The organism is Bosea sp. (in: a-proteobacteria) (genome assembly GCF_023953965.1).
In the GTDB taxonomy this organism is placed as follows: domain Bacteria; phylum Pseudomonadota; class Alphaproteobacteria; order Rhizobiales; family Beijerinckiaceae; genus Allobosea.
The window spans coordinates 1,257,932-1,280,318 of sequence record NZ_JAMLIX010000001.1; the positions used below are offsets into that span (position 1 = coordinate 1,257,932).

General features: G+C 69.6%; 28 protein-coding genes. 10 read left to right on the top strand and 18 right to left on the bottom strand.

Going from position 1 to position 22,387, the window contains the following annotated elements:
- Positions 1-153: 153 nt before the first annotated feature.
- A complete protein-coding gene (locus M9917_RS05915) occupies positions 154-741 on the top strand; it encodes an arylesterase (protein ID WP_297251768.1) in 588 nt (195 codons plus the stop codon).
- A 77-nt stretch (positions 742-818) separates the two neighbouring features.
- Positions 819-1,874: an NADP(H)-dependent aldo-keto reductase gene (locus tag M9917_RS05920; protein WP_297251770.1), complete on the top strand. Its 1,056-nt coding sequence runs from the start codon at positions 819-821 to the stop codon at positions 1,872-1,874.
- 27 nt (positions 1,875-1,901) lie between these two features.
- On the opposite strand, the gene M9917_RS05925 is transcribed toward M9917_RS05920, so the two are convergent.
- Together M9917_RS05925 and M9917_RS05930 are read right to left on the bottom strand one after the other, a co-directional pair.
- Positions 1,902-2,501 carry a hypothetical protein gene (locus tag M9917_RS05925; protein WP_297251773.1) on the bottom strand — a complete coding sequence of 200 codons (600 nt, stop codon included), beginning with the start codon at positions 2,499-2,501 and terminating at the stop codon, positions 1,902-1,904.
- Between the two features lie 159 nt (positions 2,502-2,660).
- On the bottom strand, positions 2,661-3,035 hold the full coding sequence (locus M9917_RS05930; RefSeq protein WP_465246329.1) for a YkvA family protein: 375 nt from the start codon (positions 3,033-3,035) through the stop codon (positions 2,661-2,663).
- A 179-nt stretch (positions 3,036-3,214) separates the two neighbouring features.
- On the opposite strand from M9917_RS05930, the gene M9917_RS05935 reads away from it, so the two are divergent.
- Positions 3,215-4,000, top strand: a complete 786-nt coding sequence (locus M9917_RS05935) for an SDR family NAD(P)-dependent oxidoreductase (protein ID WP_297251775.1) — start codon at positions 3,215-3,217, stop codon at positions 3,998-4,000.
- 3 nt (positions 4,001-4,003) lie between these two features.
- On the opposite strand, the gene M9917_RS05940 is transcribed toward M9917_RS05935, so the two are convergent.
- From M9917_RS05940 to ftsY, 4 genes are read right to left on the bottom strand one after another with little or no spacing between them, the layout of a single operon-like run.
- Positions 4,004-4,717 (bottom strand): RES family NAD+ phosphorylase, encoded by a 714-nt coding sequence (locus M9917_RS05940; RefSeq protein WP_297251777.1) that lies wholly within the window; start codon positions 4,715-4,717, stop codon positions 4,004-4,006.
- Entirely contained in the window at positions 4,714-5,127 is a 414-nt protein-coding gene (locus M9917_RS05945; protein ID WP_297251779.1) for an MbcA/ParS/Xre antitoxin family protein, read from the bottom strand. Before M9917_RS05945 ends, M9917_RS05940 begins: the two co-directional genes overlap by 4 nt.
- Before the next feature lie 57 nt (positions 5,128-5,184).
- Complete coding sequence (locus M9917_RS05950; protein WP_297254732.1) at positions 5,185-5,811, bottom strand: septation protein A; 627 nt, start codon at positions 5,809-5,811, stop codon at positions 5,185-5,187.
- Between the two features lie 8 nt (positions 5,812-5,819).
- Positions 5,820-6,941 carry a signal recognition particle-docking protein FtsY gene (gene ftsY / locus M9917_RS05955; protein ID WP_297251781.1) on the bottom strand — a complete coding sequence of 374 codons (1,122 nt, stop codon included), beginning with the start codon at positions 6,939-6,941 and terminating at the stop codon, positions 5,820-5,822.
- A gap of 157 nt (positions 6,942-7,098) precedes the next feature.
- Between ftsY and M9917_RS05960 the strand changes: the two genes are divergently transcribed.
- Positions 7,099-7,758, top strand: coding sequence for an RluA family pseudouridine synthase (locus M9917_RS05960; RefSeq protein ID WP_297254735.1), 660 nt, complete (start codon positions 7,099-7,101; stop codon positions 7,756-7,758).
- 5 nt (positions 7,759-7,763) lie between these two features.
- On the opposite strand, the gene M9917_RS05965 is transcribed toward M9917_RS05960, so the two are convergent.
- The gene (locus M9917_RS05965; protein WP_297251782.1) at positions 7,764-8,060 is read right to left on the bottom strand and encodes a 4a-hydroxytetrahydrobiopterin dehydratase; all 297 of its coding nucleotides are present in this window, start codon (positions 8,058-8,060) and stop codon (positions 7,764-7,766) included.
- Positions 8,057-8,629 carry an RNA 2',3'-cyclic phosphodiesterase gene (gene thpR / locus M9917_RS05970; RefSeq protein ID WP_297251784.1) on the bottom strand — a complete coding sequence of 191 codons (573 nt, stop codon included), beginning with the start codon at positions 8,627-8,629 and terminating at the stop codon, positions 8,057-8,059. Before thpR ends, M9917_RS05965 begins: the two co-directional genes overlap by 4 nt.
- Before the next feature lie 145 nt (positions 8,630-8,774).
- On the opposite strand from thpR, the gene rlmN reads away from it, so the two are divergent.
- From rlmN to M9917_RS05985, 3 genes are all read left to right on the top strand, one after another.
- Complete coding sequence (gene rlmN, locus M9917_RS05975) at positions 8,775-10,001, top strand: dual-specificity RNA methyltransferase RlmN (RefSeq protein ID WP_297251786.1); 1,227 nt, start codon at positions 8,775-8,777, stop codon at positions 9,999-10,001.
- Positions 10,002-10,004: 3 nt separating this feature from the next.
- A complete protein-coding gene (locus tag M9917_RS05980) occupies positions 10,005-10,502 on the top strand; it encodes a hypothetical protein (RefSeq protein WP_297251788.1) in 498 nt (165 codons plus the stop codon).
- A gap of 73 nt (positions 10,503-10,575) precedes the next feature.
- Complete coding sequence (locus M9917_RS05985) at positions 10,576-11,211, top strand: hypothetical protein (protein WP_297251790.1); 636 nt, start codon at positions 10,576-10,578, stop codon at positions 11,209-11,211.
- A 9-nt stretch (positions 11,212-11,220) separates the two neighbouring features.
- Here the strand turns inward: M9917_RS05985 and ggt are convergent, their stop codons facing one another.
- Entirely contained in the window at positions 11,221-12,954 is a 1,734-nt protein-coding gene (gene ggt / locus M9917_RS05990; protein WP_297251791.1) for a gamma-glutamyltransferase, read from the bottom strand.
- 124 nt (positions 12,955-13,078) lie between these two features.
- On the opposite strand from ggt, the gene M9917_RS05995 reads away from it, so the two are divergent.
- From M9917_RS05995 to M9917_RS06005, 3 genes are read left to right on the top strand one after another with little or no spacing between them, the layout of a single operon-like run.
- Positions 13,079-13,681 carry a LemA family protein gene (locus M9917_RS05995; RefSeq protein WP_297251792.1) on the top strand — a complete coding sequence of 201 codons (603 nt, stop codon included), beginning with the start codon at positions 13,079-13,081 and terminating at the stop codon, positions 13,679-13,681.
- Between the two features lie 21 nt (positions 13,682-13,702).
- Positions 13,703-14,527, top strand: a complete 825-nt coding sequence (locus M9917_RS06000; protein WP_465246330.1) for a TPM domain-containing protein — start codon at positions 13,703-13,705, stop codon at positions 14,525-14,527.
- A complete protein-coding gene (locus tag M9917_RS06005) occupies positions 14,527-15,132 on the top strand; it encodes a TPM domain-containing protein (RefSeq protein WP_297251793.1) in 606 nt (201 codons plus the stop codon). The genes M9917_RS06000 and M9917_RS06005 overlap by 1 nt, the downstream gene beginning before the upstream one ends.
- A gap of 13 nt (positions 15,133-15,145) precedes the next feature.
- Here M9917_RS06005 and M9917_RS06010 read toward each other — a convergent pair whose 3' ends face one another.
- From M9917_RS06010 to M9917_RS06050, 9 genes are all read right to left on the bottom strand, one after another.
- Positions 15,146-15,925: a DUF1223 domain-containing protein gene (locus M9917_RS06010; protein ID WP_297251794.1), complete on the bottom strand. Its 780-nt coding sequence runs from the start codon at positions 15,923-15,925 to the stop codon at positions 15,146-15,148.
- Between the two features lie 68 nt (positions 15,926-15,993).
- Positions 15,994-16,929: a lipid A biosynthesis lauroyl acyltransferase gene (locus tag M9917_RS06015; protein ID WP_297254739.1), complete on the bottom strand. Its 936-nt coding sequence runs from the start codon at positions 16,927-16,929 to the stop codon at positions 15,994-15,996.
- Positions 16,930-17,086: 157 nt separating this feature from the next.
- Positions 17,087-18,109, bottom strand: coding sequence for a zinc-binding dehydrogenase (locus M9917_RS06020; RefSeq protein ID WP_297251795.1), 1,023 nt, complete (start codon positions 18,107-18,109; stop codon positions 17,087-17,089).
- 16 nt (positions 18,110-18,125) lie between these two features.
- On the bottom strand, positions 18,126-18,410 hold the full coding sequence (locus M9917_RS06025; protein ID WP_297251796.1) for a type II toxin-antitoxin system RelE/ParE family toxin: 285 nt from the start codon (positions 18,408-18,410) through the stop codon (positions 18,126-18,128).
- Positions 18,407-18,649, bottom strand: coding sequence for a CopG family ribbon-helix-helix protein (locus M9917_RS06030; protein ID WP_297251797.1), 243 nt, complete (start codon positions 18,647-18,649; stop codon positions 18,407-18,409). The genes M9917_RS06025 and M9917_RS06030 overlap by 4 nt, the downstream gene beginning before the upstream one ends.
- A gap of 55 nt (positions 18,650-18,704) precedes the next feature.
- On the bottom strand, positions 18,705-19,451 hold the full coding sequence (locus tag M9917_RS06035; RefSeq protein ID WP_297251799.1) for an SDR family oxidoreductase: 747 nt from the start codon (positions 19,449-19,451) through the stop codon (positions 18,705-18,707).
- Entirely contained in the window at positions 19,448-20,728 is a 1,281-nt protein-coding gene (locus tag M9917_RS06040; protein WP_297251802.1) for a beta-ketoacyl-ACP synthase, read from the bottom strand. Before M9917_RS06040 ends, M9917_RS06035 begins: the two co-directional genes overlap by 4 nt.
- Positions 20,729-20,739: 11 nt before the next feature.
- Positions 20,740-21,888 (bottom strand): beta-ketoacyl-ACP synthase, encoded by a 1,149-nt coding sequence (locus M9917_RS06045; RefSeq protein ID WP_465246331.1) that lies wholly within the window; start codon positions 21,886-21,888, stop codon positions 20,740-20,742.
- A complete protein-coding gene (locus M9917_RS06050) occupies positions 21,885-22,349 on the bottom strand; it encodes a 3-hydroxyacyl-ACP dehydratase FabZ family protein (protein ID WP_297251803.1) in 465 nt (154 codons plus the stop codon). Before M9917_RS06050 ends, M9917_RS06045 begins: the two co-directional genes overlap by 4 nt.
- Positions 22,350-22,387 lie beyond the last annotated feature (38 nt).

Genomic DNA, 22,387 nt, shown 5'->3' on the forward strand with positions numbered 1-22,387 from the left:
ATTTCGTCACCCATCGCCAACTCCTTACGCCCCCGGCGGGGCGCGATCGCGGCACGACGCCATCTGCGGCCATATGGGCTCGGGGCGGCGCTTGTCCAATCGGCCGCGGCGTTTTTCATCGCCCTCCTGCTGCTTCTCCCCGGTTTCCCCGCCATGGCAAACCCGAATTCCGCAAGGCCGCTGAAGCTCGTCGCCTTCGGCGATTCGCTGACCGCGGGCTACAACCTGCCGGCAGCCTCGGCCTTTCCGGCCGTGCTGGAGGCGGCGCTGCGCGCCAGGGGCATCGCTGTCGAGATCGTGAACGCCGGCGTTTCCGGCGACACGACGCAGGGCGGGCTGGAGCGGCTCGACTGGTCGGTGCCGGAGGGGACCGACGGCGTCGTCCTCGAGCTCGGCGCCAACGACGCGCTGCGCGGCGTCGATCCGGCGCAGACGCGCCAGGCGCTCGAAGCGATGATCCTGCGGCTGAAGGAGCGCGGGATCCCGGTGCTGCTCGCCGGGATGCTGGCGCCGCGCAATCTCGGCGCGGATTATGCGAAACGCTTCGATCCGATCTATCGCGAGCTTGCGGAAAAGCACGGGCTGGTGCTTTACCCGTTCTTCCTGGAAGGCATCGCGGGCGAGCGCGCTCTGAACCAGGCGGATGGGCTGCATCCCACGGCCGAGGGCGTCGCCGTCATCGTCCGCGCCATCCTGCCGACGGTCGAGCGCTTCATCGCCTCCCTGCCGCCCCGGTCCTGATCCGCCCGCGGGTTCTCCGCGGCGACCCCCCTTTGTCAGCCTCGCCGCCCGCCGGCCTCTCCCGGAGTTGCCTTGCCATGGAATACCGCCGCCTCGGGCGCACCGATCTCAAGGTCTCGTCGCTCTGCCTGGGAACCATGACCTTCGGCCAGCAGAACAGCGAGGCCGAAGGCCACGCCCAGATGGACTACGCCGTCGCGCAGGGCATCAATTTCCTCGATACGGCCGAGCTCTATGCGATTCCGCCCAGCCCCGAGACGCAAGGTGCGACCGAGCGGATCATCGGCAGCTGGTTCAAGGCGCGCGGCAACCGCGACAGGATCATCCTGGCCTCGAAGATCTGCGGGCGCGGCCCCAACACCTGGTTCCGCGATGACGGGAGCCCGACGCGGCTGACGCGCAAGCAGATCTTCGAGGCGGTCGACAAGAGCCTGAGGCGGCTCAAGACCGATTATATCGACCTCTACCAGATCCATTTCCCCGAGCGGCCGATGCCCTGGGGCTCGAATCCGACGCGCTTCTCGAAGGGGGCTTACGCGCGGCCGGCGGACGAGACGCCGATCGCCGAGCAGCTCGACGCCTTCGCGGACGTGGTCAAGGCCGGCAAGATCCGCCATCTCGGCCTCTCCAACGAGAGCGCCTGGGGCACGATGCGCTTCGTCGCGGACTCGGAAGCGCGCGGCACGCCGCGGGTCCAGTCGATCCAGAACGCCTACAACCTCGTCAACCGCAGCTTCGAGACGGCGCTGGGCGAGGTCGCGCTGAACGAGGATGTCGGGCTCATCGCCTATTCGCCGCTGGCGCAGGGCTACCTCACCGGCAAATACCTCGACGGCGCCCGCCCGGCGGGAGCGCGTACGACCCTGTTCAACCGGGCCCAGCGCTATGAGACGCCCGGCACCGACGAGGCGGTCCGGCGCTATGTCGCGCTCGCCCGCGAATCGGGGCTCGATCCGGCGCAGATGGCGCTCGCCTTCGTCGACAGCCGGCCCTTCGTCACCGCCACCATCATCGGCGCGACCACGATGGAGCAGCTCAGAACCGACATCGCCTCGATCGACGTCAGGCTTGCGCCCGAGGTCGAGGCGGGAATCGACGCGATCCACCAGAGTGTCGGCAACCCCTGCCCGTAAGAAAACCTCGCCGGCGAACGACCAGTCTTACTTGCAGGCGTCCTCGGCCCGCTTGACGATCTGGCTGATGCCGGCGAGCGAGTATTTGTCGCTGGTCGGGTTGCCGCGTTTGGAGGTGCCCTTGATCTCGATCCCGGAGCCGCGGCGCATCGCCTCGAGCATGCGCGGTTCCTCGGCCGGGTTCGTCAGCCACATGTTCTGGCCCTTGGCCGCCAGGGAGAAGCGCTCGTTGCCGATGATCGCCTGATGCTCGACGTTTTCCTTGAGGTCGAAGTTCATCACGAAGCTGATCTCGTTGCGCACGCCCTCGCCCGGCCGGGTGGAGACGAAGATCATCCCCTCGACATCCTTGAGATTGGCCGGAGAACGGCTTTCCGCCTTGGACAATGCGTAGCAGACCTTGGAACGGCCCTGCTGCGAGGAGAAAGCCTGCCATTTGCCGGCGGTCTCGAGCAGCATGGCCTGACCCTGGCCGGAGCTGGCGGCGGCCGCCGCCGCGGGCTTCGGCTTGGCGGGCGCCGCCTGCGCCGGCAGCGCCGCGGTGCCGAGGGCACCGGCCATCAGGCCAAGCGCGGCGGCAAAGCGGAACAGGGCGGCGTCGCGGGTGCGGAAGAACGAGCTGATCATGGACCGCCATCAGTCACTAAAAATCTTAATACCGCGTTTACCACCGGTTAGCCGGGCGGAGCAGGCGGGACGGCGGCATAGAGTGTCACGATCCTGGCGAAAATGCGAATGCCGCGGAGCGGAGCCGCAAGGCACCCGTACGGCAAGTGTCCACATCACCTAAAGCTTCGCCAGCGCCTCTTTCGCCCGTGCGCGGTGCTCCGCCGTGATCGAGCCGGCGACGGCCGCGATGGCCGCCGCGATCACGGCCGCGTCGTCGGTGAAGCCGAGCATCGGCATGATGTCGGGAATGGCGTCCACCGGCAGCACGAAATAGCCGAGCGCGGCGAGCAGCGTCATCCGCACGCGCCGCGGCGTCGCCGGGTCGCGCGCGCAGAACCACGCGGCCAGCAAATCCTCGGCGAAGGGAATCCGCTTCGCGACCCGCTTGAGCCGCGCCATGAAATCGGCGCCGAACCTCGCCTCGTCGCGCAGGCTCTTGCGGATCGCCTCCATCTCCTCGCGGGTAAAGGTCGCGCTGAACCCCTCGCTCATCCTGCTCTTGCTCCCCGGCGTTCGGTGACGCCCATGATGGCGCGCTTCCGAATCGAAGCGCCATGCCGAAAGATGGCCCCGGCTTGATCCTGCGCAAGAGGCCGGCCGGAAAACCCGCTTGGAGCGGCGCGAAAGGCCCACTAAACCGGCTTTGGAGCAGGATATCCGGGAAACGCGCCATGAAACTCGATTCTTCCCTCGCCGCGATCGTCACCGGCGGCGCCTCCGGCCTCGGCGAGGCCACCGCCCGGATGCTGGCCGGGCAGGGCGTCAAGGTCGCGCTGCTCGATCTCGACGCCGCGCGCGGCACGGCGATCGCACGGGAGATCGGCGGTCTCTTCGTCCCATGCGACGTCACCGGCGACGCCTCCGTCGACGCGGCGCTGGCGGAAGCCCGTGCGGCCCATGGCGTGGCGCGGATCGTCGTCAACTGCGCGGGAATTGCGCCCGGCCGCCGCGTCGTCTCGAAGAAGCGCGATACGGGCGAGCTCGTCGCCCACGATCTCGCCACCTTCGAGAAGGCGGTCGCGGTCAACCTCACCGGCACCTTCCGCGTCATCGCGAAATCCGCCGCGGCGCTGGCCGGGCTCGACCCCGTGACCGCCGATGGCGGGCGCGGCGTCATCGTCTGCACGGCCTCGATCGCCGCCGAGGACGGCCAGATCGGCCAGGCGGCCTATGCCGCCTCCAAGGCCGGGGTCGCCGGCCTGACGCTGCCGGTCGCGCGCGATCTCGCCGGGTTCGGCATCCGCGTCGTCACGATCATGCCCGGCCTGTTCGAGACGCCGATGTTCGCCGGCCTGCCGGAGGAGGCCAGGGCGTCGCTCGCGGTCTCGGTGCCGCATCCTTCCCGCCTCGGCCGGCCGGCGGAATATGCCGCGCTCGTCCGCAGCATCGTCGAGAACGACATGCTGAACGGCACCACGATCCGCCTCGACGGCGCGATCCGGATGGCGCCGAAATAGGCTTCAGACGATGCGGTAGATCTCGCCGGCGTTGCGATCGCGATAGAGGTCCACGCGCTCGCCGTTCCAGTGGTAGTCGAGATGGCGCCCCTGCAGCGAAGCGCGCGCGCCGTCCGGATAGAACAACCCGACGCAGCCGCCGCCGTCGCAGCGGACGCTCGGGTAAACCACGCCGGCCGAGCCCAGCGCCCGCAAGCCGATGCCGAGCGCCTGGCTTGCGGCATAGTCGACAGGGTCGAGCACGGCTGCGGCTTCGGCTCCCAACGGCCTGAGATCGTGAAGCTTTGCGTCGATGTCCAGCACGATCTCGCGAAACTGCGAGGTCCAGCCCGGTGGCTGGGCCGTCGCCAGCATGAAGCGGGCATGGTGGTGGATCGTCTCCAGCAGCGCGACCTCGAAACGATCGCCAGCATAGAGCACGCCGAAGCCGCCGTCGCTGAAGCGGCTTTGCCTGTCCGGGCTGACATGGGTGAAGGGCGCCATCAGCCAGCTCGATCCCGGCCCCGAGACGCGCCGCTCCGGCGGCACCAGATCGAGATTGCCGATCGTCTCCATCAGCCGCGGATCGGTCTTCTGCTCGGCCGCGATCAGCAGCGGCCAGTCGGCGGGGTCGGCGATATCCTCGAACAGGTCGATCGGCGGGAAGACGCTGCGGATGATCCGGACCGCGCCATGCCATTCCACACGCGCGACCGGCAACCCGGCCGGATCGATCACCAGGCGCCCCGCTCGGCATCGAGCAGGCGGCGCACCCGCATCAGGTCGGTCAGCTCGCCGCCGAGCATGATGTCGAGCGCGGTCCGGCCGCCGAGATCGCGGTTCGGACGCTTGATCCAGTCATAGCCGCGCTGCGGCTCGGTGAAGATCAGCCGCAGCGCCTTGTGGATGCCCATCAGGTTGGAGAGCCTGGCCTTGCCGTCGCGTGAGATACGGCCGATCTCGCCGGCCTTCCAGCGCCGGTAGCTCCTGAGCGGCAGGTCGACGAGCACCGCCGCTTCCTCGTCGGTGATCCGCCAGAGCCGGAACAGGTTGACGGCGGCGCGGAACATCGCCGCCGCTTCCGCCTCCGTGATCGGATCTGGGACGAAATCGCGCGGAGCCGTCTCGATGCGCAGCAGGGCCGTCATGGCATGGCTCTCCATTTGGCATAAAATGGAGGCTATCATGCCAAATGGCAAGAGGCCCTATTCCTCGATCTTCGCCGGCTTGATCTCGTGCTTCAGGATCAGCGGCGTCTGCGCCAGCGCGAAGGCCATGGTCAGCGGCATCACGCCCCAGACCTTGAAGGCGACCCAGAAATCCTGGGTCTGCGTGCGCCAGACGACCTCGTTCAAGGCCGCCAGCACGAAGAAGAACAGTCCCCAGCGGAAGGTCAGCTTGCGCCAGCCCTCGGCGTCGAGCTGCAGCACCGTCTCCAGCACCAGCGCCAGCAGCGAACGCCCGAAGAGAAGCCCGCCGAGCAGCACCGCGCCGAACAGCGCGTTGACGATGGTGGGCTTGACCTTGATGAAGAAGGCGTCGTCCAGCGCCAGCGTCAGCCCGCCGAAGACGGTGACGACGACGGCGTTGACGATCGCCATGCGCGGCAGATAGCCCATCAGCGCCCGCGACAGCGCCAGCGCCACGAGCGAGGCCACGATGAAGACGCCGGTCGCGACGAAGATGCGCCGATCCTCGGCCACGCCGAACAGCCGGTCGCCATAGGAATTGGCGAAGAAGAAGATCGCCAGCGGCCCGAATTCCAGCGCGAGCTTCAGGAGCGGATGGACCGCCCTGCCCTTCTCAGCCGTGCCGCCGGCCGGCTGCCGCATCGTCCCGCTCACGCCGCTTCTCCCAAACCCGCCACGGCGCGGGCGAAATCGCGCGCCGAGAACGGCTCCAGATCCTCGACGCTCTCGCCGACGCCGATGAAATGCACCGGCAGGCCGAACTCAGCCGCCAGCGCCACCAGGATGCCGCCGCGCGCCGTGCCGTCGAGCTTGGTCATGACGAGCCCGGTGACGCCCGCCGTCTCGCGGAAAGCCTCGACCTGGCTGATCGCGTTCTGGCCGACGGTGGCGTCGAGCACCAGGAGCGCCGCATGCGGGGCGCTTTCGTCCTGCTTGCGGATGACGCGCACCACCTTGGCGAGCTCGTCCATCAGCCCTTGCTTGTTCTGCAGCCTGCCGGCGGTGTCGATCATCAGCACGTCGGTATTGTTCGCCTTGGCCTTCTGCAGCGCCTCGAAGGCGAGGCCTGCCGCATCCGCGCCCTGCCGGCCGAAGACGACCTCGGCCCCGGTGCGCTCGCCCCAGACGCGCAGCTGCTCGATCGCCGCGGCGCGAAACGTGTCGCCGGCCGCCAGCATCACCGATTTGCCCTCGGCGCGGAATTTCGCGGCGAGCTTGCCGATCGTGGTGGTCTTGCCGGAGCCATTGACCCCGACCATCAGCAGCACGAACGGCTTTTTCGTGGCGTCGACGGAAAGCGGCTGCGCGACGGGCGAAAGGATCGTCTCGATCTCGCGGGCCAGGATCGCCTTCACCTCGTCGGGCTCTATGAGCTTGTCGTAGCGGCCCTCGCCGACCGCCTTGGCGATCCGGGCCGAGGTGGCGAGCCCGAGATCGGCCTGGATCAGGATGTCCTCCAGATCCTCGAGCGTGCCGGCATCGAGCCTGCGCTTGGTGAAGAGGTCGGTGATCCCCGTCGTCAGCGCCGAGGAGGTGCGCGACAGCCCCTCCGTCAGCCGCCGCCACCAGCTCCGCTTCGGCTGCGGCGCGGGGGTGGGAGCAGCCAAGGGCTCGGGTTCCGCCGGCGGCGCGATGATCTCGACGGGTGCGGGTGGCGCAACGGATTCGACGACCGGCGCCGGAGCGGCCTCACCGGTTTCCGGCTTCGGCTCCTCGTCGCGTCCGAACAGCCTCGAAAAGAAGCCGCGTTTCTTCGGGTCGGTCTCGCTCATCGCCATCCTGTCTTCAGCCGGGCGCGCCGCCTGGGTTGCGCCCGCGGTCCGGCTTCGCTAGCGCAATGCCATGGCGCAGCCGGACCGACCAGAAAATTCGCAAGCAGCGGGACAAGTTGACGCCGCCCCGCCGGTGCCGCTCATCTACCGCGACGCCATGATGCTCGTCATCGACAAGCCCGCCGGCCTGCCCGTCCATAGCGGGCCCCCGGCGCAGCGCCGGTCGATCCCCGTGCTCACCGATCATCTCGACGCGCTGCGCTTCGGCCTGCCGCGCCGGCCGGAAGCCGCGCACCGCCTCGACAAGGACACCTCCGGCTGCCTCATCCTCGGACGGCATCCCCGCGCGATGGCCGAGCTCAACCAGATGTTCCGCGACGGCCGGATCGGCAAGACCTACTGGGCGATCGTGCAGGGCGGTCCCGCGGAGGAGGAGGGGCTGATCGATCTTCCCCTGGCGCGCCGCTCGCCCGAGCGCGGCTGGTGGATGAAGGTCGCTTCCCACGGCCTGCCCTCGCGGACCCGCTATCGCGTCCTCGGCCGGGGCGAGAGCGAGCATGGCCCGCTCGCCTGGCTTGCGCTCGAGCCGCTGACGGGACGCACGCACCAGCTGCGCGTCCATTGCGCGGAGAGCGGCTGGCCGATGCTCGGCGACGAGATCTATGGCGATGCCCCGCGCGAGGGCGGCCCGGGCCTCCAGCTCCATGCCCGCTCCGTCACCGTGCCGCTCTACAAGAAGCGCGAGCCGATCCATGTCGAGGCGCCGCCGCCGCAGCACATGCTGCTGGCGCTGAGGACCTGCGGCTGGGACGGATAGCGGGATCAAGTCCCCAGCGCGTCGATCGCCCGCGCCAGCCTCACGTCGAGCTCGGTCAGCCCGCCGGCGTCATGGGTCGTCAGCGTGACGTCGACGGTCCGGTAGACGTTCGACCATTCCGGGTGATGGTTCATCGCCTCGGCCAGCAGGGCGACGCGCGTCATCCAGCCGAAGGCTTCGCTGAAATCGCGGAAGGCGAAGCGCTTGACGATCGCCTCGCGCGCCCCGGCCGGCTTCCAGCCGGTGAGCGTCGTGAGCGCCTCGGCCTGTGCCTCGGGCGAGAGCCGTTTCGGCCGCGTCATCGGCGTATCTCCCGCGGCCGGCGGTTCGGATAGGCGGGGCCGAGCGGATAGGCCGCCTCCAGCACATAGGGCCCGCCGCCGGTCGATTCCCGCGACGACATCAGCGCGATGCGGCGCGCCGTGAAGCCGAGCGGCCGGACGATCGGATGCAGGCTGAGATAATGCGCGACCTCGGCGGCCGAGGTGTCGCGCAGCCTGGCCAGCGTGACATGGGGCACGAATTTGCGTCCCTCCGCCGGCAGGCCGAGCCGGCGCATCTGCCGCTCCAGATCGGACTGGAGATCGGTGAGCGCCTTGCCCGGCTGCACCCGCGCGAAGACGGCGCGCGGCTTGTCGCCGCCGAAGCTGCCGAGCGCGTCGAGCGTGACCTCGAACGGATAAGCGGAAAGATCGGAGAGGATGTCGTCGACATCGTTCGCCCGATGGCGGTCGACCTCGCCGAGGAAGCGCAGGGTGACGTGGTAGTCGGCCGGCTCGATCCAGCGCGCGCCGGTAAGCCCGCCGCGATGCAAGGCGAGGCCGGAGGCGATGTCCGCGGGGATCTCGAGGGCGATGAACAGTCTCGGCATGAGCCTATCCTAGTCAGGCGAATGTGACTCCGGCGAGACGGTAGGCAGGAAGCCGGCCCGAGGGAACCGTTTTCGCTTTTTCCCGGATCGTGCTAGGGAGCGGCGATAAACCCGCGCCTTCCCGATGGGCGACGACAGAGCTCCGATGACCGTATCCGTTTCCGCTCCCCCCGCTCCGGCGGCCGAATCCGCTTTGCGGCGCCCCTCGCTGGTCGGGCGCACCCGCGCCGGCCTCAGCCAGGCGCTGGCCGAGATCGGCGTGCCCGAGAAGGAGCGGCGCATGCGCGTCGGCCAGCTCTGGAACTGGATCTACCATTACGGCGTGCGCGAGTTCGACGCGATGACGACGATCGGCAAGGGTTTGCGGGCCGCGCTCGCGGAGCGTTTCTCGCTCGATCTGCCCACCGTCACCGCCGAGCAGGTCTCGACCGACGGCACGCGCAAATGGCTGATGCGGATGCCCTCGACCGGCCCGCACGACCGCGGCGCCGAGATCGAATGCGTCTATATCCCCGAGGTCGACCGCGGCACGCTGTGCGTCTCCAGCCAGGTCGGCTGCACGCTGACCTGCACCTTCTGCCACACCGGCACGCAGCGGCTGGTGCGCAACCTCAGGACCGAGGAGATCGTCGCGCAGATGATGGTCGCGCGCGAGCGGCTCGGCGATTTCCCGAACCGCAAGGCGCCGGAAGGCGCCTTCGTGCCGAATGACGGCGGGCGCTTCGTCTCCAACATCGTCTTCATGGGCATGGGCGAGCCGCTCTACAATTTCGAGAGCGTGCGCGACGCCATCGCCGTGATGTCGGACGACCAGGGCCTGTCGCTCGGGCGCCGGCGCATCACCGTCTCGACCTCGGGCGTGGTGCCGCAGATCGGCCCGCTGGGAGCCGAGATGGGCACGATGCTGGCGATCTCGCTGCATGCGGTGCGCGACGAGCTGCGCAACGAGCTGGTGCCGCTCAACAGGAAATACCCGATCAGGGAGCTGCTCGAGGCCTGCCGGAACTATCCGGGCCTGTCGAACGCGAAACGCATCACCTTTGAGTATGTCATGCTCAAGGGCGTGAACGATTCCGACGCCGAGGCGCGCGAGCTGGTGCGGCTGCTCAAGGGCATCCCGGCCAAGATCAACCTGATCCCGTTCAATCCCTGGCCCGGCACGACATACGAATGCTCGGACTGGGACCGGATCGAGCGCTTCTCCGAGATCGTCTTCCGCGCCGGCTACGCCTCGCCGGTGCGCACCCCGCGCGGGCGCGACATCCTCGCCGCCTGCGGCCAGCTCAAGAGCGAGACCGAAAAGCTTTCCGCCCGCGCCAGGCTGATGCTGGACGAGGCGCAGGCCGCTGCTCCCGCTGTCGCGGCGGAATAAGCCTTGCTGCGCTGGCTCGTGCTCATCCCCTTCGCCTGCCTCGTCGCGATGGGGGCGGGGCTGTTCGCGCTCGCCATGGCGAGCGTCGCCTCGCCGGCGCTGGCGCTGATGATCGGCGGCGGCATCGAGCGGCTCGTCGACATCCTGCTCGGTTTCGCCGAGAGCGGCATGGATCCTGCGCCGGCGGCGCAGGCGGCCTTTGCCCTGGTCGCCCGGCTCGGGCGTGCGATCATCGTCGCGCCGGTGGTGCTCGTCGCGATCGGCTCGGAGCTGTTCAGGCTGCGCGGCGGGCTCGTCCAGAGCGGGATGACCGGCTTCCTCGCCGCGCTCTTGCCGCTCGCCATGCTGCGGCTGTCGCGCGCGCCGAGCGCGGCCGAGATCCAGATCGTCTCCGGCCTCTTCCTGGTCGGAGCGGCGACGGGCTTCGTCTACTGGCTGATCGCCGGGCGCGGTGCCGGCGGCGAAGGTGCATCCGCGCGCGGAATCCAGCGGGCCGATTGAGCCCGGCATCTGCCGTTGCGTCAGTTGGCGCACGCGCCCATAGTGCCAAGTCCGCTCTGACGGAGTCCCGACCATGCGCACGCTGCCGTTTCTGCGATTGCTCGCCCTGCTTGCTTTCGGTGTCGCTGCGGCGTCAACCTTAGCCCAATCGGCGCGGCAGCCGGTCGCGCTCGTCCTGATCCCCGGTGCCGGTGGTATCGATCCGCGGGATTTCCTGGTGAGGAGCGAGCCGATCTTTCAATCCGCCGGGCTGGAAACCGTGTTGACCACGAGTGCGGGGCAGGCGGGTTCGCTGATCTCCCAGTTCAAGGGCCGGGGCATGCGCGTCGTCCTGGTGGGCATGAGCCTCGGTGCGGTCACGGCGGCGCAGGCCGTGGCGAACGGGGCGCAGCCCGACGGTGTCGTCTTTGCCTCCGGCGGGCTTCTACCGCCGGGCACGCCGAACGGCTCGGTCGTGGGAACGCTCGGCGATCCCTCCCGGCTGCCGCGAACGCTCGTGCTGCATCATCGCGGCGACCAGTGCTTCCTCACGCCGCCCGAGGCGGTGCCGGAATTCGTCCGCTGGTCGCGCGGCCGCGCGCGGGCGAGCTGGATCAGCGGCGGCGGCGGCTTCGGGCCGCCCTGCCGCCCGAATACGCCCCATACCTTCGAGGGCCGGCAGCAGGCCGCGGCCGGCGCGATCATCCAGTTCGCGCGCAGCGCGCGCTGACGGTGCCGCTCAATCCCCGATCGCGACGCCCTCGCGCCTTCCGTCGGCGCCGCCCGAAAAGCCCTCCGGCGTCTTGACGATGGCCTGCGTGCCCGAGGTCATCTCCAAGAGGCGGACCTCGTGGCCCCTGGCTTCGAGCGCGGCCTTCCAGGCTTCGGCTTCCGTGCCCTTCTCCAGCTCGGTCGGGCCGTTGCGGCTGCCGAAATTACCGAAATCGACCGCGGCTTGCGGGTCCATCCGCCAGTCGAGCAGCGCGATCAGCGTCTTGCCGACATAGCCGATGATCTGGCTGCCGCCCGGCGAGCCGACCACGGCATAAAGCCTGCCGAAAGCGTCGAAGACCAGCGTCGGCGCCATCGAGGAGCGGGGCCGCTTGCCCGGCTCGACCCGGTTGGCGACGGGCTTGCCGTCCTCCTCCGGCGCGAAATTGAAATCGGTCAATTCGTTGTTGAGCAGGAAGCCGCCTTGAGTCATGAGGCGCGCGCCGAAACCGTCCTCGATCGTCGTGGTCATGGCGACGGCATTGCCCTCAGCATCCACCACCGAGATGTGGCTGGTGCCGTTCTCGACGCCCTCCGAAGGGGCGAGCAATTCGGCGCGCCGATGCGGCGGATCGCCAGGCTTGGCCCGGCCCATCGAGCGCTCGGGGCCGATCAGGGCGCCGCGCGAGCGGATATAGTCGCGGTCGATCAGGCCGCGCAGAGGCACGGCGGCGAAGGCCGGATCGGCGAGATAGAGCGCCCGGTCGGCGAAGGCGAGCCGGCCGGCCTCGCTGAACCAGTGCGCGGCCTCGGCGCCCGGCCCCATCCGGCGCAGATCCCGCCCTTCGAGCATGCCGAGCATCTGCTGGATGGCGACGGCGCCCGAGCTCGGCGGACCCATGCCGCAGAGGCGCCAGATCCGGTAGGCGCCGCAGACCGGCTCGCGCTCCTCGACGCGGTAGGCGGCAAGATCGGCTAGCGTGATGTCGCCGGGATTGGTCGGGTGGCCGGTGACGGTCGCGACGATGTCCGCGGCGAGCGGCCCCGTGTAGAGGGCCCCCGCACCCCGCGCCGCGATGGCGCGCAGCGTCGTCGCGAAGGCCGGGTTCTTCAGCAGCATGCCGGCGGCTTTGGGCTTGCCGTCCGGCTCGTAGAAATAGGCCGCGGCCAGCGGGTTCTTCGGCAGCTCCTTTTCGCCGGCCAGCAGCCCCGCCAGGCGCGGCGAGATCGTGAAGCCCTCCTCGGCCAGCTTCAGCGCCGGAGCGATCAGATCGACCCAGGGCAGCTTGCCCCAGCGGTGGTGCGCCTCTTCCAGCAGCTTCAGCGTTCCCGGCACGCCGACCGAGCGGCCGCCGACCACGGCCTCCCGGAACGGCATCGGCCTGCCGTCCTTCATGAAGCGGTCGGGTTTTGCGGCCGCGGGCGCCGTCTCGCGCCCGTCCAGCGTCGTCGCCTTGCGGGCCGCCTCGTCCCAATGGACGAGGAAGGCGCCGCCGCCGATGCCGGAGCTCTGCGGCTCGACCAGATTGAGCACGAGCTGGATCGTGATGGCGGCATCGGCCGCGCTGCCGCCGGCGCGCAGGATCTCGCGCCCGGCCGCCGCGGCCAGCGGATTGGCGGCGGCGGCCATGAAGCGCTGGGCGGTGCCGAGCCTTCCGACGCTGCGCCCGGTCGCGGCTTCGGGGGCGGGGGCGAGCGGCTGCGCGACGGCGATCTGGGCGGCCAGCAGGGGGGCCAAGGGCAGGATGAGAGACAGGCGCATGGCAAAGCTCCGGTGACGGCGGCAGAATAGGCCATTCGTCGCGGCCTGACAGCTTGGAGACGCGCACGCTGGCGGGTAAAGTCACGAATCGACCATCCTGATGTCGCCAGAAGGGGTTCCCGGCATGCCGTTTCCTATCCGCTTCAGCCGGCCGCTCGTCTGGCTCGTGCTCGGCCTGTTCGGGACCGTGCTCGCCGGCTGCGGCTACAACAACGTGCCGACGCTGGAAGAGAAGGCGAAGGCCGCCTGGTCGGAGGTGCAGAACCAGTATCAGCGCCGCGCCGACCTGATCCCGAACCTCGTCGAGGCGGTGAAGGGCTATGCCGCGCAGGAGCGCGAGGTGCTGACCGCCGTGGTCGAGGCCCGCGCCAGGGCGACCCAGGTCAAGGTCGACGCCTCGACCATCAACGATCCGGCGAAGTTCAAGGAATTCCAGGACGCGCAGAACCAGCTCACCGGCGCGCTCGGGCGGCTGCTCGTCACGGTCGAGCGCTATCCGGAGCTGAAGTCGAACCAGAACTTCCTCGCCCTGCAGTCGCAGCTCGAGGGCACCGAGAACCGCGTCGCCGTGGCAAGGCGCGACTACATCCAGGCGGTGCAGGCCTTCAACACCGAGATCCGCACCTTTCCCGGCGTGATCTGGGCGAAATTGTTCTGGGGCGCCAAGCCGATGGAGACCTTCACGGCGACCGCCGGGGCCGAGCGCCCGCCCGCGGTGAAGTTCTAAAGGGACCGAGGGCGGACGCCCGTGGCATCGCTTCGCCCGCGACTGACGGTGCTGCGTGCGGCGGCCGCCTGCCTCGCCCTCGTCTGGACCGGGCTCGCGCTCGCCGCGGAGCCGTCCTGGCCGGCCCTGACCGGGCGGGTCGTCGACGGTGCGAACCTCATCGCCCCCGACGTCCGCCAGCGGATCGAGGACAAGCTCAAGGCGCATGAGGACAAGACCTCCGACCAGGTCGTGGTCGCGACCGTGCCGTCGCTGCAGGACGTGACGATCGAGGATTTCGCCAACGGCCTGTTCCGCCACTGGCAGCTCGGCCAGAACGGAAAGAACAACGGCGCCCTGCTGATCGTCGCGCCGAAGGAGCGCAAGGTCCGCATCGAGGTCGGCTATGGGCTCGAAGGGGCGCTGACCGACGCACTCTCGAAGGTCATCGTCACCACGGCGATCGCGCCGAAGTTCAAGACCGGGGATTTCACCGGGGGGATCGAGGCCGGCGTCGACGCCATCCTGACCATCCTGGCGGGCGACGCCGAGGAATGGCAGCGCCGGGCCGAGGTCCGCTCGGACGAGAGCGCGCTCGGCGAGGATATCGCCGTCATTATCGCGATGGTCCTGATCTTCCTGTTCGTCGTCGCCTTCCTGCGGGGCCTGAGGCAGCAGGGCGGGGCGCGGCGGCATCGCCTGCGCAACGGGCGATGGGTGAGCCTGCCGCAGAGCACGAGCTGGAGCACGGGTTCGAGCTCCAGCTCGGGCTGGAGCAGCGGCGGAGGCGGCTGGAGCTCGGGCGGGGGCGGGTTTTCGGGCGGCGGCGGCTCATCCGGCGGCGGCGGGGCCTCGGGAGACTGGTGATGGATGCAGCCGACAGGGATGCGATCGCGGAAGCGGTGCGCCGGGCCGAGAGCCTGACGGCCGGCGAGATCGTCGTGGTGATCGACCGGGCGGCGTCGAGCTATCGCAACGTCCCGGTTATGATGGCGCTCACCCTGGCGCTGTTCGTGCCCTGGCCGCTGATCTCGCTGACCACGATCAGCGCGCAGAAGATCTTCCTGATCCAGCTTCTCTGCGCGGCGGCGCTCCTGGCGACGCTGCTCTGGTACGGCCGCGGCGGGCGCTTCGTGCCCGGCTTCGTCAAGCGTCGGCGCGCGCATGACGTGGCGCTGCGGGAGTTCACGGCGCGCGGGCTGACGCGGACGAAGGGACGCACCGGCGTCCTCATCTATATCGCGCTGCAGGAGCGCTATGCCGAAATCCTCACCGACACCGGTATCGACGGGCTGGCCGGGGAGGATGCCTGGGGCGCCATCATCGAGCCGCTGCTCGCCGCCGCGCGCGAGGACCGGCTGACGGAAGGGTTGATCGCGGCCGTCGGTGCGGTCGGCACGGTTCTGGCGCAGCATGCGCCGCCGGTTCCCGACGATGTCGACGAGCTGCCGAACAAGGTGATCCTGCTCTGAGCCCCCGGCAGGCTCAGCGGCGCGCCGGTCCCCCGGCCGGTCCCCTGGCCGCACCGAGGATTGCGCCCGGCATCGTCAAGCCGTGCTTGCCGGTGCGCTCGGCCTGGACGATGACGACATAGCCGTCGGCCTCCGGGGCCTCGGTCGCCGAGAGCGGCGCGGTCAAGGTCGTCTCCCCGCCGGTCCAGTCGCCGACGCGGACCATGCCGCGCACGACATTGGCATAGGAGAGCGTGCGGCCCTGGTTCTCGCCGCGGGTGACCGGCACGGCCGCCTGATGCGTGGTCGGCAGCACCCAGACGCCGGCGCTCGTCGCGGCCCCGCCTGCGGCCGGCGCGACCCGGATCCGGAGCGCGCCGCCCTCCTCCTTCAGCGTGACGCTCGCTGCAAAGCCGGTCGCGGCGAACTGGCTCACCGCCTTCTCGATATCCGCCCGCTCCGAGCCGATCGCATGGGCGGTGCCGTTGACGACGGCCTGGGGGGTGTAGACCTGCCCGTCGCCGCGGGCCTTGGCGTAGAACTTCTGGCGACGGGCGAAGGAATCCTTGCCGAGCGTGTCCTTCCAGCCGAGATAGTCCCAATACGTCACCGGCAGGGTGAGCGCGATCAGCCCGGGGTCCCTGGCGAGCTCCATCACCAGCGCGTCGGCCGGTGGGCAGGAGGAGCAGCCCTGGCTGGTGAAGAGCTCGATCACCGCCTTGAGCGGCTTTGCCGGCGCCTCGGCCCGCGCCGCCGCCAGGCCCAGCGCAAGGGCCGCGGCAGTCGCTGCGAGATGGCGCGGGCGAGGGGACATGGTCAGGGCTCTTTGGGCGACGGATCTTGCGGAGGTTAGCAAAGCCCGCAATCCGCCGGCGAGGGAAATCACGTTGCCTTGAAAACCGGCACCGTCGCGCGGGCGTGATCGAATTCGGCGCGCGCGGCGGCCGGAATCATGTTGGGGCGCCAGCGGCGATGCATCCAGAGCCATTGCTCGGGATGCTCGCGCACCCAGCCCTCGACCACGGCCGTCATCATCGCCATCGCGCCCTCGACGTCGATCTCACCCCCGGCGTCGCGCGGCAGGTCGAGCGGCGGCGTCAGCTCCAGCCGGAAGCGGTGGTCCGGCAGGCGCACCACCCGCACGCCATGGACCGGGCATTCGAAGCGGCGGGCGAACTTGCCCATGATCGGGTTGGTCAGCGCCGGGCGGCCGAAGAAGGGCACGACCACGCCGCGGGTGAAATGCTGGTCGATCAGCATGCCGAGATGGCCGCCCTTCTCCAGCACGCCCTGCATGGCGAAGGCGGCTCCCTGCTTGGCCGCCGCGAGCCCGCCCATGGCGCCGGAGCGGATCTCGTGGACCACGGCCGCGATCGCCGGGTCGTTGGGGGCGCGGAAGACGGCGGTGGTCTCGAGATCGTAGGCCGCCGCGCAGATCGCCGGCAGCTCCCAATTGGCGAGATGGGTCGAGAAGATCAGGCCGGGCTTGCCGTCATCCTTGAGCGCGATGAAATGCTCGATGCCCTTGACCTCGACGCGCGAGGGCTTGTCGGGGTTGTGGTAGTCGTAGTCGAAGAGGGCGCCGAGATTGGCGTATTCGCCGGCGACGCGGCCGAGGTTTTCCCAGGCGCCGCGCGCGATGCGCCTGACCTCGGCCTCGTCCTTCTCGGGGAAGGCGGCCCGGATATTGGCGAGCGCGACGCGGTTGACCGGGATCAGCGGGCTTGCCGTGCGCAGGAGCCAGCCGCCGAGATCGCTGGCGCGGTCGGGTCCCAGCAGGCGCAGGAAGCCGAACAGGGCGCGGATCACGCCGATCATCACCGCAGCACCGGCGCGCGCGGCGATCGCCTTCAATCGTCTCAAGGTCGGTCCAGCCTCAATCGCCCGTGCCGAGAGCAAGACCGGGCCTCAAAGGGCGCGATCTGGGGCAGGAACGGCGCCCGCGTCAAGTGCCGGCCGGGCAGAGCCGCGAGGCTCAGAAGGCGACGACGACCTTGCCGAAGACCTGCCGGCCCTCGATCCGGGCGAGGCCCTTCTCGAATTCGGCCAGCGGGAAGACCGAATCGATCACCGGCTTCATGCCGCCGGCCATCTTCTCCAGCGACTGGGCGATGTTCTCGATGCGGCAGCCGAAGGAGCCGGTGATGCGGTATTGCTGCTGGAAGAGCTGCATCAGGTTGATCGAGGCCGAGGGGCCGGAGGTGGCGCCGCAGGTGACGAGCCTTCCGCCGCGCTTCAGGCTAAGCAGCGAGCCGTTCCAGGTGTCGGCGCCGACATGCTCGAAGACGACGTCGACGCCCTTGCGCCCGGTGAGCTTGCGCACCACGCCCTCGAAGCGGTCCTCGCGGTAGTTGATGACGTGGTCGGCGCCGAGCGCCTTGGCCTTGGCGCCCTTCTCGTCGTCGCCGACGGTGGTGTAGACCGTGCAGCCGATCGCCTTGGCCATCAGGATCGCCGCCGTGCCGATGCCCGAGCCGCCGGCATGGACGAGCACCGATTCGCCGGGTTGTAGCTTCGCATTGTCGAACAGCATGTGCTGGACCGTGCCGAAGCCGATCGGCGCGCAGGCGGCTTCCTCGAAGGAGACGCCCTTCGGCGCCTTGATCGTCAGCCGCGCCGGGCGGTTCAAAAGTTCGCGGGCGAAACCGTCGATATGGAAGCCCATGATGCCGGCGACGTTCTCGCAGAGATTGTCGCGGCCTTCGCGGCAGGCCTTGCACGCGCCGCAGGTATCGGCGCCATAGGCGGTGACGGTGTCGCCCGGCGCGAAGCCCTCGACGCCCTCGCCGACGCAGACGATCTCGCCCGCGGCCTCGACGCCCGCCGCCTGGGGCATCTTGCGCTTGGCGAAGGCCATGCCGCGAAAACCCCAGAGGTCGAGATAGTTCAGCGCCACCGCCCTGATGCGGATCTGCACCTCGCCCGGAGCGGGCGGCGGCGGCGGCGCGATCTCCTCGAGACGGAGGTCACGGTCGCCATGGAGCTGGAGGGAACGCATGAGGGTTCAGAGACTTTCAGGGCTGGTCCGGCCATTGCCGGGAGGTATGGAAAACAGCGAGGATTTCGACGCGGCCGTCGCGGACCCGGTAAGGCAGGATGTAGGGCGTTCCAGTCAGGACGAATTCGCGGGTCCCGTCGCTGCGTCCCGGCCGCCCGATTTCTGGATGGCTGACGAGTACGGCGGATCGCGTCTCGACCAGATCGACCAGCGCCGCAGCGGCAGATCCGCTATCTTTCGCGATGAACGCGAATATCTGATCGAGCTCGCGCAGCGCACGTTTCGTCCAGATGAGTTTCACTCGGCCATGGCCTTGTATTTACGGAACACGGCCTCGACTTCCTCGTCCGTCGCGAACTCGCCGCGATCAGCTTCGGCGATGCCTGCCTTGATCCGCTGAATCTGCCAGGCGTTGAGCTCGACATAGTCCTGGATCGCCTTCGCCGCGATCCAGTTGCGCGAGCGGTCGGTGTCGGCGGCGAGAGCGTCGAGCTTGGCCAGCATCTCGTCGTCGAGGCGAATGGTGAAGGCTGCCGTCATGTCGGTTCACTCCGGTTCGAAGTGAACCATACGACAGATCTTCGCCCCTGTCGATTCAGCGATGCACGCCGAGCTGGGCCGTCAGCCCGCCGTCGACCGGCAGCACGGTCCCGCTGATGTAAGCCGCGGGCTCGCTCATCAGGAAGGCGGCAAGCCCTGCGACCTCCTCCGGCCTGGCGAAGCGCCCGGCCGGGATCTGCCCCTGCATCCTCTCGCGATAGGCGGCGTAGGGCGCCATCATGTCGGTGTCGACGAAGCCCGGCGCGATCACGTTGACGGTGATGCCGCGCTTGCCCGTCTCGACGGCCAGCGTCTTGGCATAGGAGATCAGCGCCCCCTTCGAGGCGGCATAGGCCGCGTTTCCGGGGTTGCCGCGCAGCGCCGCGACGGAGCCGATCGCGACGATGCGGCCGGCGCGGGCGCGGATCATGCCCCGCATCAGGCTCTTGGCGAGGCGGGTGAAGGCCCAGAAATTGACCTGCATCGCCGCTTCGGCCCTGTCCTGGTCCAGCATCGCGGCGAGCGCATCATAGGGCTGGCCGGCATTGTGGACGAGGCCGAACCAGCTCTCGCCCTCGCGCGCCTCGCAGAAGGCGGCGAGCGCGGCCCTGTCGGAAAGGTCGAGCGGCAGCGCCGTGATGCTGCTGCCGGGATGGGCGGCGGCTATCTCGTCGGCCAGCGCCAGCGCCTGTTCGGCGGAGGAGCGGAAGGTGAAATCGACGTCGTGGCCGGCGGCCGCGAGCGCGCGCACGATCGCGGCGCCGACACCCTTGGCGCCGCCGGTGACGAGAATCCTGGTCATGCGGCCTCCGGGGGCGCCGTCAGCACGAGGCAGGTGTTCTGGCCGCCGAAGCCGAAGGAGTTGGACAGGACCGTCTTCACCTTCGCCTTGCGGGCTTGGTTGGGCACCACGTCGAGCGCGATCGCCGGATCGGGATTGGCGTAGTTGATCGTCGGCGGGATCAAGCCGTTGGCGATGGTCAGGAAGGAGATCACCGCCTCGACCGCGCCGGCCGCCGTCAGGGTATGGCCGATCATCGACTTGTTCGAGGAGATCGGCAGGCTTGCCATGCGCGCGCCGAAGACGGCGGCGCAGCTCATCGCCTCCATCTTGTCGTTCTCGGGCGTCGAGGTGCCGTGGGCGTTGATGTAGTCGACATCGTCGGGGGTGAGCCCGGCATCGGCGAGCGCATCCTGCATGGCGAGGATGGCGGGCTTGCCGTCGGGGCTGGAGCGGGTGCGGTGGAAGCCGTCGCCGCGCTCGCCGCAGCCGGCGACGATGCCGAGGATCGTCGCGCCGCGGGCGAGCGCATGGTCGTAATCCTCCAGCACCAAGGCGCCTGCGCCCTCGCCCATGACGAAGCCGTCGCGGTTCTTCGAGAACGGCTTGGCCGCGCCTTCCGGCGGATCGTTCTGGGTCGACAGCGCTGAGAGCAGCGAGAAGCGGATCAATGCCTCGGCATGGATCGAGCCGTCGGTGCCGATGCACAGCGCGGCTTGCGTATCGCCCCTGCGGATCGCCTCGACGCCCATCTGGATCGCGGTCGCGCCCGAGGAGCAGGCGGTCGAAAGCGAGATCGGCGAGCCCCTGGTGCCGAAGCGATCGGCGATGTGGTCGGCGACGCCGCCGAAGACGAAGAGCTCGTGCATCGCCCGGAACTTGCCCGTCGCGGCGGTGCGCAGCAGGCCGTCATAATCGGCCTCGCCCGCAGTGGCGCGGGCCATCTCCTGCTTCTGCGGCCATTCCATCTCGACCGGGGGGACGGCCATGAAAAGCTCGCCGGGGAAATCGCCGGCCGCGCCGATGCCGCTCTGGCCGATCGCTTCCTCGGCCGCGAGCGTGGCGAGCTTCTCGGAGAGCTGGGGGGCGGTGAAAGGCTCGTCGAACAGGAAGTCGACGGTGCCGCCGATCGAGGTTTTCAGCCCCTCGGTCGGGAAGCGCCCGATGCGGTGGATGCCGGATCTGCCGGCCGTCAGCGCCTGCCAGTTGGCGTCCTTGCCCTGGCCGAGCGAGGTGACGACGCCGAGCCCGGTGACGGCGACGAGCGGACGACCCTTGGCGTCGCGATGCGTGGTCATGGCCTCAAACCTCACGCTAGAACGAGATGCGCGGCGCCCTCGCCGCGCCAGTGGCCGGCGCCGGTGACGATCGCCTCCTTCGCCTGCCCGGCCGAGAGCGCGATCGCGGCGAGCGCGACCGAGACGGGGAAGGCGGCCTCGACGCCGTGGCCGACGAGATCGCCGGTGGCGATGCGCCGGGCCGAAGGAACCGCCGCGGCGATGGCCGCCGCTTCCTCGGCCGTGATGCGGGCGCAGCCGGTGGCGGCGGAGATCGCGAGCGCGCCGGTGGCGACCGGGCCGAAGCCGGCGACGAGCTTCGCCAGGGCGGACCGGACCGTGCCGGCCGCGCGGCGGCTGCGGGCGGCGCCGGTGTGGGCGAGCTTGGCATAAGCCCGCGCGCCGCGGGCGGCGGCCCGCTCGGCCGATTCCAGCACGAGGAAGGCGCCGGCGCTGCCGGTGATCAGGCCGGGCGCCGCCTCGCGCTCGAAGACGGGGGCGAAGCCGTCGCGGCGCAGATAGCCGCCGAGCTCGAAGAGCAGCAGCATGTCGCGGCGCTCGGCATTATAGGCGCCGCCGACCAGCATCAGATCGGACTGGCCCGCGGCGATGCGGGCATGGGCGGTGCGGATCGCGTCGACGCCGGCCTGCTCCTCGCCCATGAAGGTGCGCGAGGGGCCGGTGACGCCGTGGACGATGGCGATGTTGCCGGCGAGCAGGTTGGAAAGCTGCGCCAGGAAGAGCGTCGGCCTGAGATCGCTCATCAGGCGCTCGTTGAGGAAGGCGCCGGGCTCGTTCGCGCCGCGCAGGCCTTCGAGGATCGCCGCGTCGACGGCATGGTCGCGCTCGCCGCCGCCGGCGGCGACGATGACCTGCAAGGCGCTCTTGGCCTCGGCGTCGTTCTTCAGCCCGGCGGAATCGAGCGCGAGGCCCGCCGCATAGACGCCGAGCCGCTGCCAGGGCTCCATCTGGCGCTGGTCGGATTTCTTCGGGATCTGCCGGTCCAGCTCCAGCGCCGCCAGCGGGTGCAGCGGATAGGGCTTGAAGCTTTCGGTGTCGACGACCGGCGGGCCGCCCGCCGCGAGCGCGGCGGCGTGTGTCTCGATGCCCTCGCCGAGGCTGGAGGCGATGCCGATGCCGGTGATGACCACGTCGCGGCGGCTCATGTCGCGGTGGTTCATGGGGCAGGCTCCGGCGTCAGGCCGATGGCGTCGATGCGGCTTTGCATCAGCGCGCGCATATCGGCGGGGAAGGGCATCAGGCGGAAGCGCAACTCGGCGTCGCCGATCGGCTTGCCGTCGCTCGTCAGCTTCGCCCTGGTCGCGGCATAGCCCGAACCCTCGATCACCAGTTCGGCGCTGGTTTCGAGCTCGGCGCGGGGCTCGACGAAGCTGCGGAAGCGCGCCTTGTCAACCGTCATCAGGAAGGGCATCTGGGAAAGCCCGTTGAGGCCGAGCAGGAGATAGCCGGAGGCCTGCGCCATGGTCTCGGTCAAAAGCACGCCGGGCACCAGCGGGTGGCCGGGGAAATGGCCCTCGAAGACCGGGCTCTCGGCGGGAACCGTGGAGCGCGTGACGATGCGCTTCAGCGACGGATCGAAGGTCACGACCCTGTCGATCATGTCGAAATATTCGAGGCGCATGCGATCCTTGGCCTGATGGGCGCCGCAACGGCGTAAGG

Bases quoted from the DNA above. Each gene is read 5' to 3' on its own strand.
- M9917_RS06040 (WP_297251802.1), bottom strand. From the start codon at position 20,728: ATGACCACGCATCGCGACGCCAAGGGTCGTCCGCTCGTCGCCGTCACC.
- M9917_RS06020 (WP_297251795.1), bottom strand. From the start codon at position 18,109: ATGCGTTCCCTCCAGCTCCATGGCGACCGTGACCTCCGTCTCGAGGAG.
- thpR (WP_297251784.1), bottom strand. From the start codon at position 8,629: ATGCCGAGACTGTTCATCGCCCTCGAGATCCCCGCGGACATCGCCTCC.
- M9917_RS06005 (WP_297251793.1), top strand. From the start codon at position 14,527: ATGGATGCAGCCGACAGGGATGCGATCGCGGAAGCGGTGCGCCGGGCC.
- M9917_RS05960 (WP_297254735.1), top strand. From the start codon at position 7,099: ATGATGCTCGTCATCGACAAGCCCGCCGGCCTGCCCGTCCATAGCGGG.
- M9917_RS05965 (WP_297251782.1), bottom strand. From the start codon at position 8,060: ATGACGCGGCCGAAACGGCTCTCGCCCGAGGCACAGGCCGAGGCGCTC.
- M9917_RS05985 (WP_297251790.1), top strand. From the start codon at position 10,576: ATGCGCACGCTGCCGTTTCTGCGATTGCTCGCCCTGCTTGCTTTCGGT.
- rlmN (WP_297251786.1), top strand. From the start codon at position 8,775: ATGACCGTATCCGTTTCCGCTCCCCCCGCTCCGGCGGCCGAATCCGCT.
- M9917_RS05935 (WP_297251775.1), top strand. From the start codon at position 3,215: ATGAAACTCGATTCTTCCCTCGCCGCGATCGTCACCGGCGGCGCCTCC.
- M9917_RS05950 (WP_297254732.1), bottom strand. From the start codon at position 5,811: ATGCGGCAGCCGGCCGGCGGCACGGCTGAGAAGGGCAGGGCGGTCCAT.
- ftsY (WP_297251781.1), bottom strand. From the start codon at position 6,941: ATGAGCGAGACCGACCCGAAGAAACGCGGCTTCTTTTCGAGGCTGTTC.
- M9917_RS06030 (WP_297251797.1), bottom strand. From the start codon at position 18,649: ATGACGGCAGCCTTCACCATTCGCCTCGACGACGAGATGCTGGCCAAG.
- M9917_RS06050 (WP_297251803.1), bottom strand. From the start codon at position 22,349: ATGCGCCTCGAATATTTCGACATGATCGACAGGGTCGTGACCTTCGAT.
- M9917_RS05995 (WP_297251792.1), top strand. From the start codon at position 13,079: ATGCCGTTTCCTATCCGCTTCAGCCGGCCGCTCGTCTGGCTCGTGCTC.
- M9917_RS06035 (WP_297251799.1), bottom strand. From the start codon at position 19,451: ATGACCAGGATTCTCGTCACCGGCGGCGCCAAGGGTGTCGGCGCCGCG.
- ggt (WP_297251791.1), bottom strand. From the start codon at position 12,954: ATGCGCCTGTCTCTCATCCTGCCCTTGGCCCCCCTGCTGGCCGCCCAG.
- M9917_RS05925 (WP_297251773.1), bottom strand. From the start codon at position 2,501: ATGATCAGCTCGTTCTTCCGCACCCGCGACGCCGCCCTGTTCCGCTTT.
- M9917_RS05915 (WP_297251768.1), top strand. From the start codon at position 154: ATGGCAAACCCGAATTCCGCAAGGCCGCTGAAGCTCGTCGCCTTCGGC.
- M9917_RS05920 (WP_297251770.1), top strand. From the start codon at position 819: ATGGAATACCGCCGCCTCGGGCGCACCGATCTCAAGGTCTCGTCGCTC.
- M9917_RS05930 (WP_465246329.1), bottom strand. From the start codon at position 3,035: ATGAGCGAGGGGTTCAGCGCGACCTTTACCCGCGAGGAGATGGAGGCG.
- M9917_RS06045 (WP_465246331.1), bottom strand. From the start codon at position 21,888: ATGAACCACCGCGACATGAGCCGCCGCGACGTGGTCATCACCGGCATC.
- M9917_RS06015 (WP_297254739.1), bottom strand. From the start codon at position 16,929: ATGATCGGCGTGATCCGCGCCCTGTTCGGCTTCCTGCGCCTGCTGGGA.
- M9917_RS05945 (WP_297251779.1), bottom strand. From the start codon at position 5,127: ATGACGGCCCTGCTGCGCATCGAGACGGCTCCGCGCGATTTCGTCCCA.
- M9917_RS06010 (WP_297251794.1), bottom strand. From the start codon at position 15,925: ATGTCCCCTCGCCCGCGCCATCTCGCAGCGACTGCCGCGGCCCTTGCG.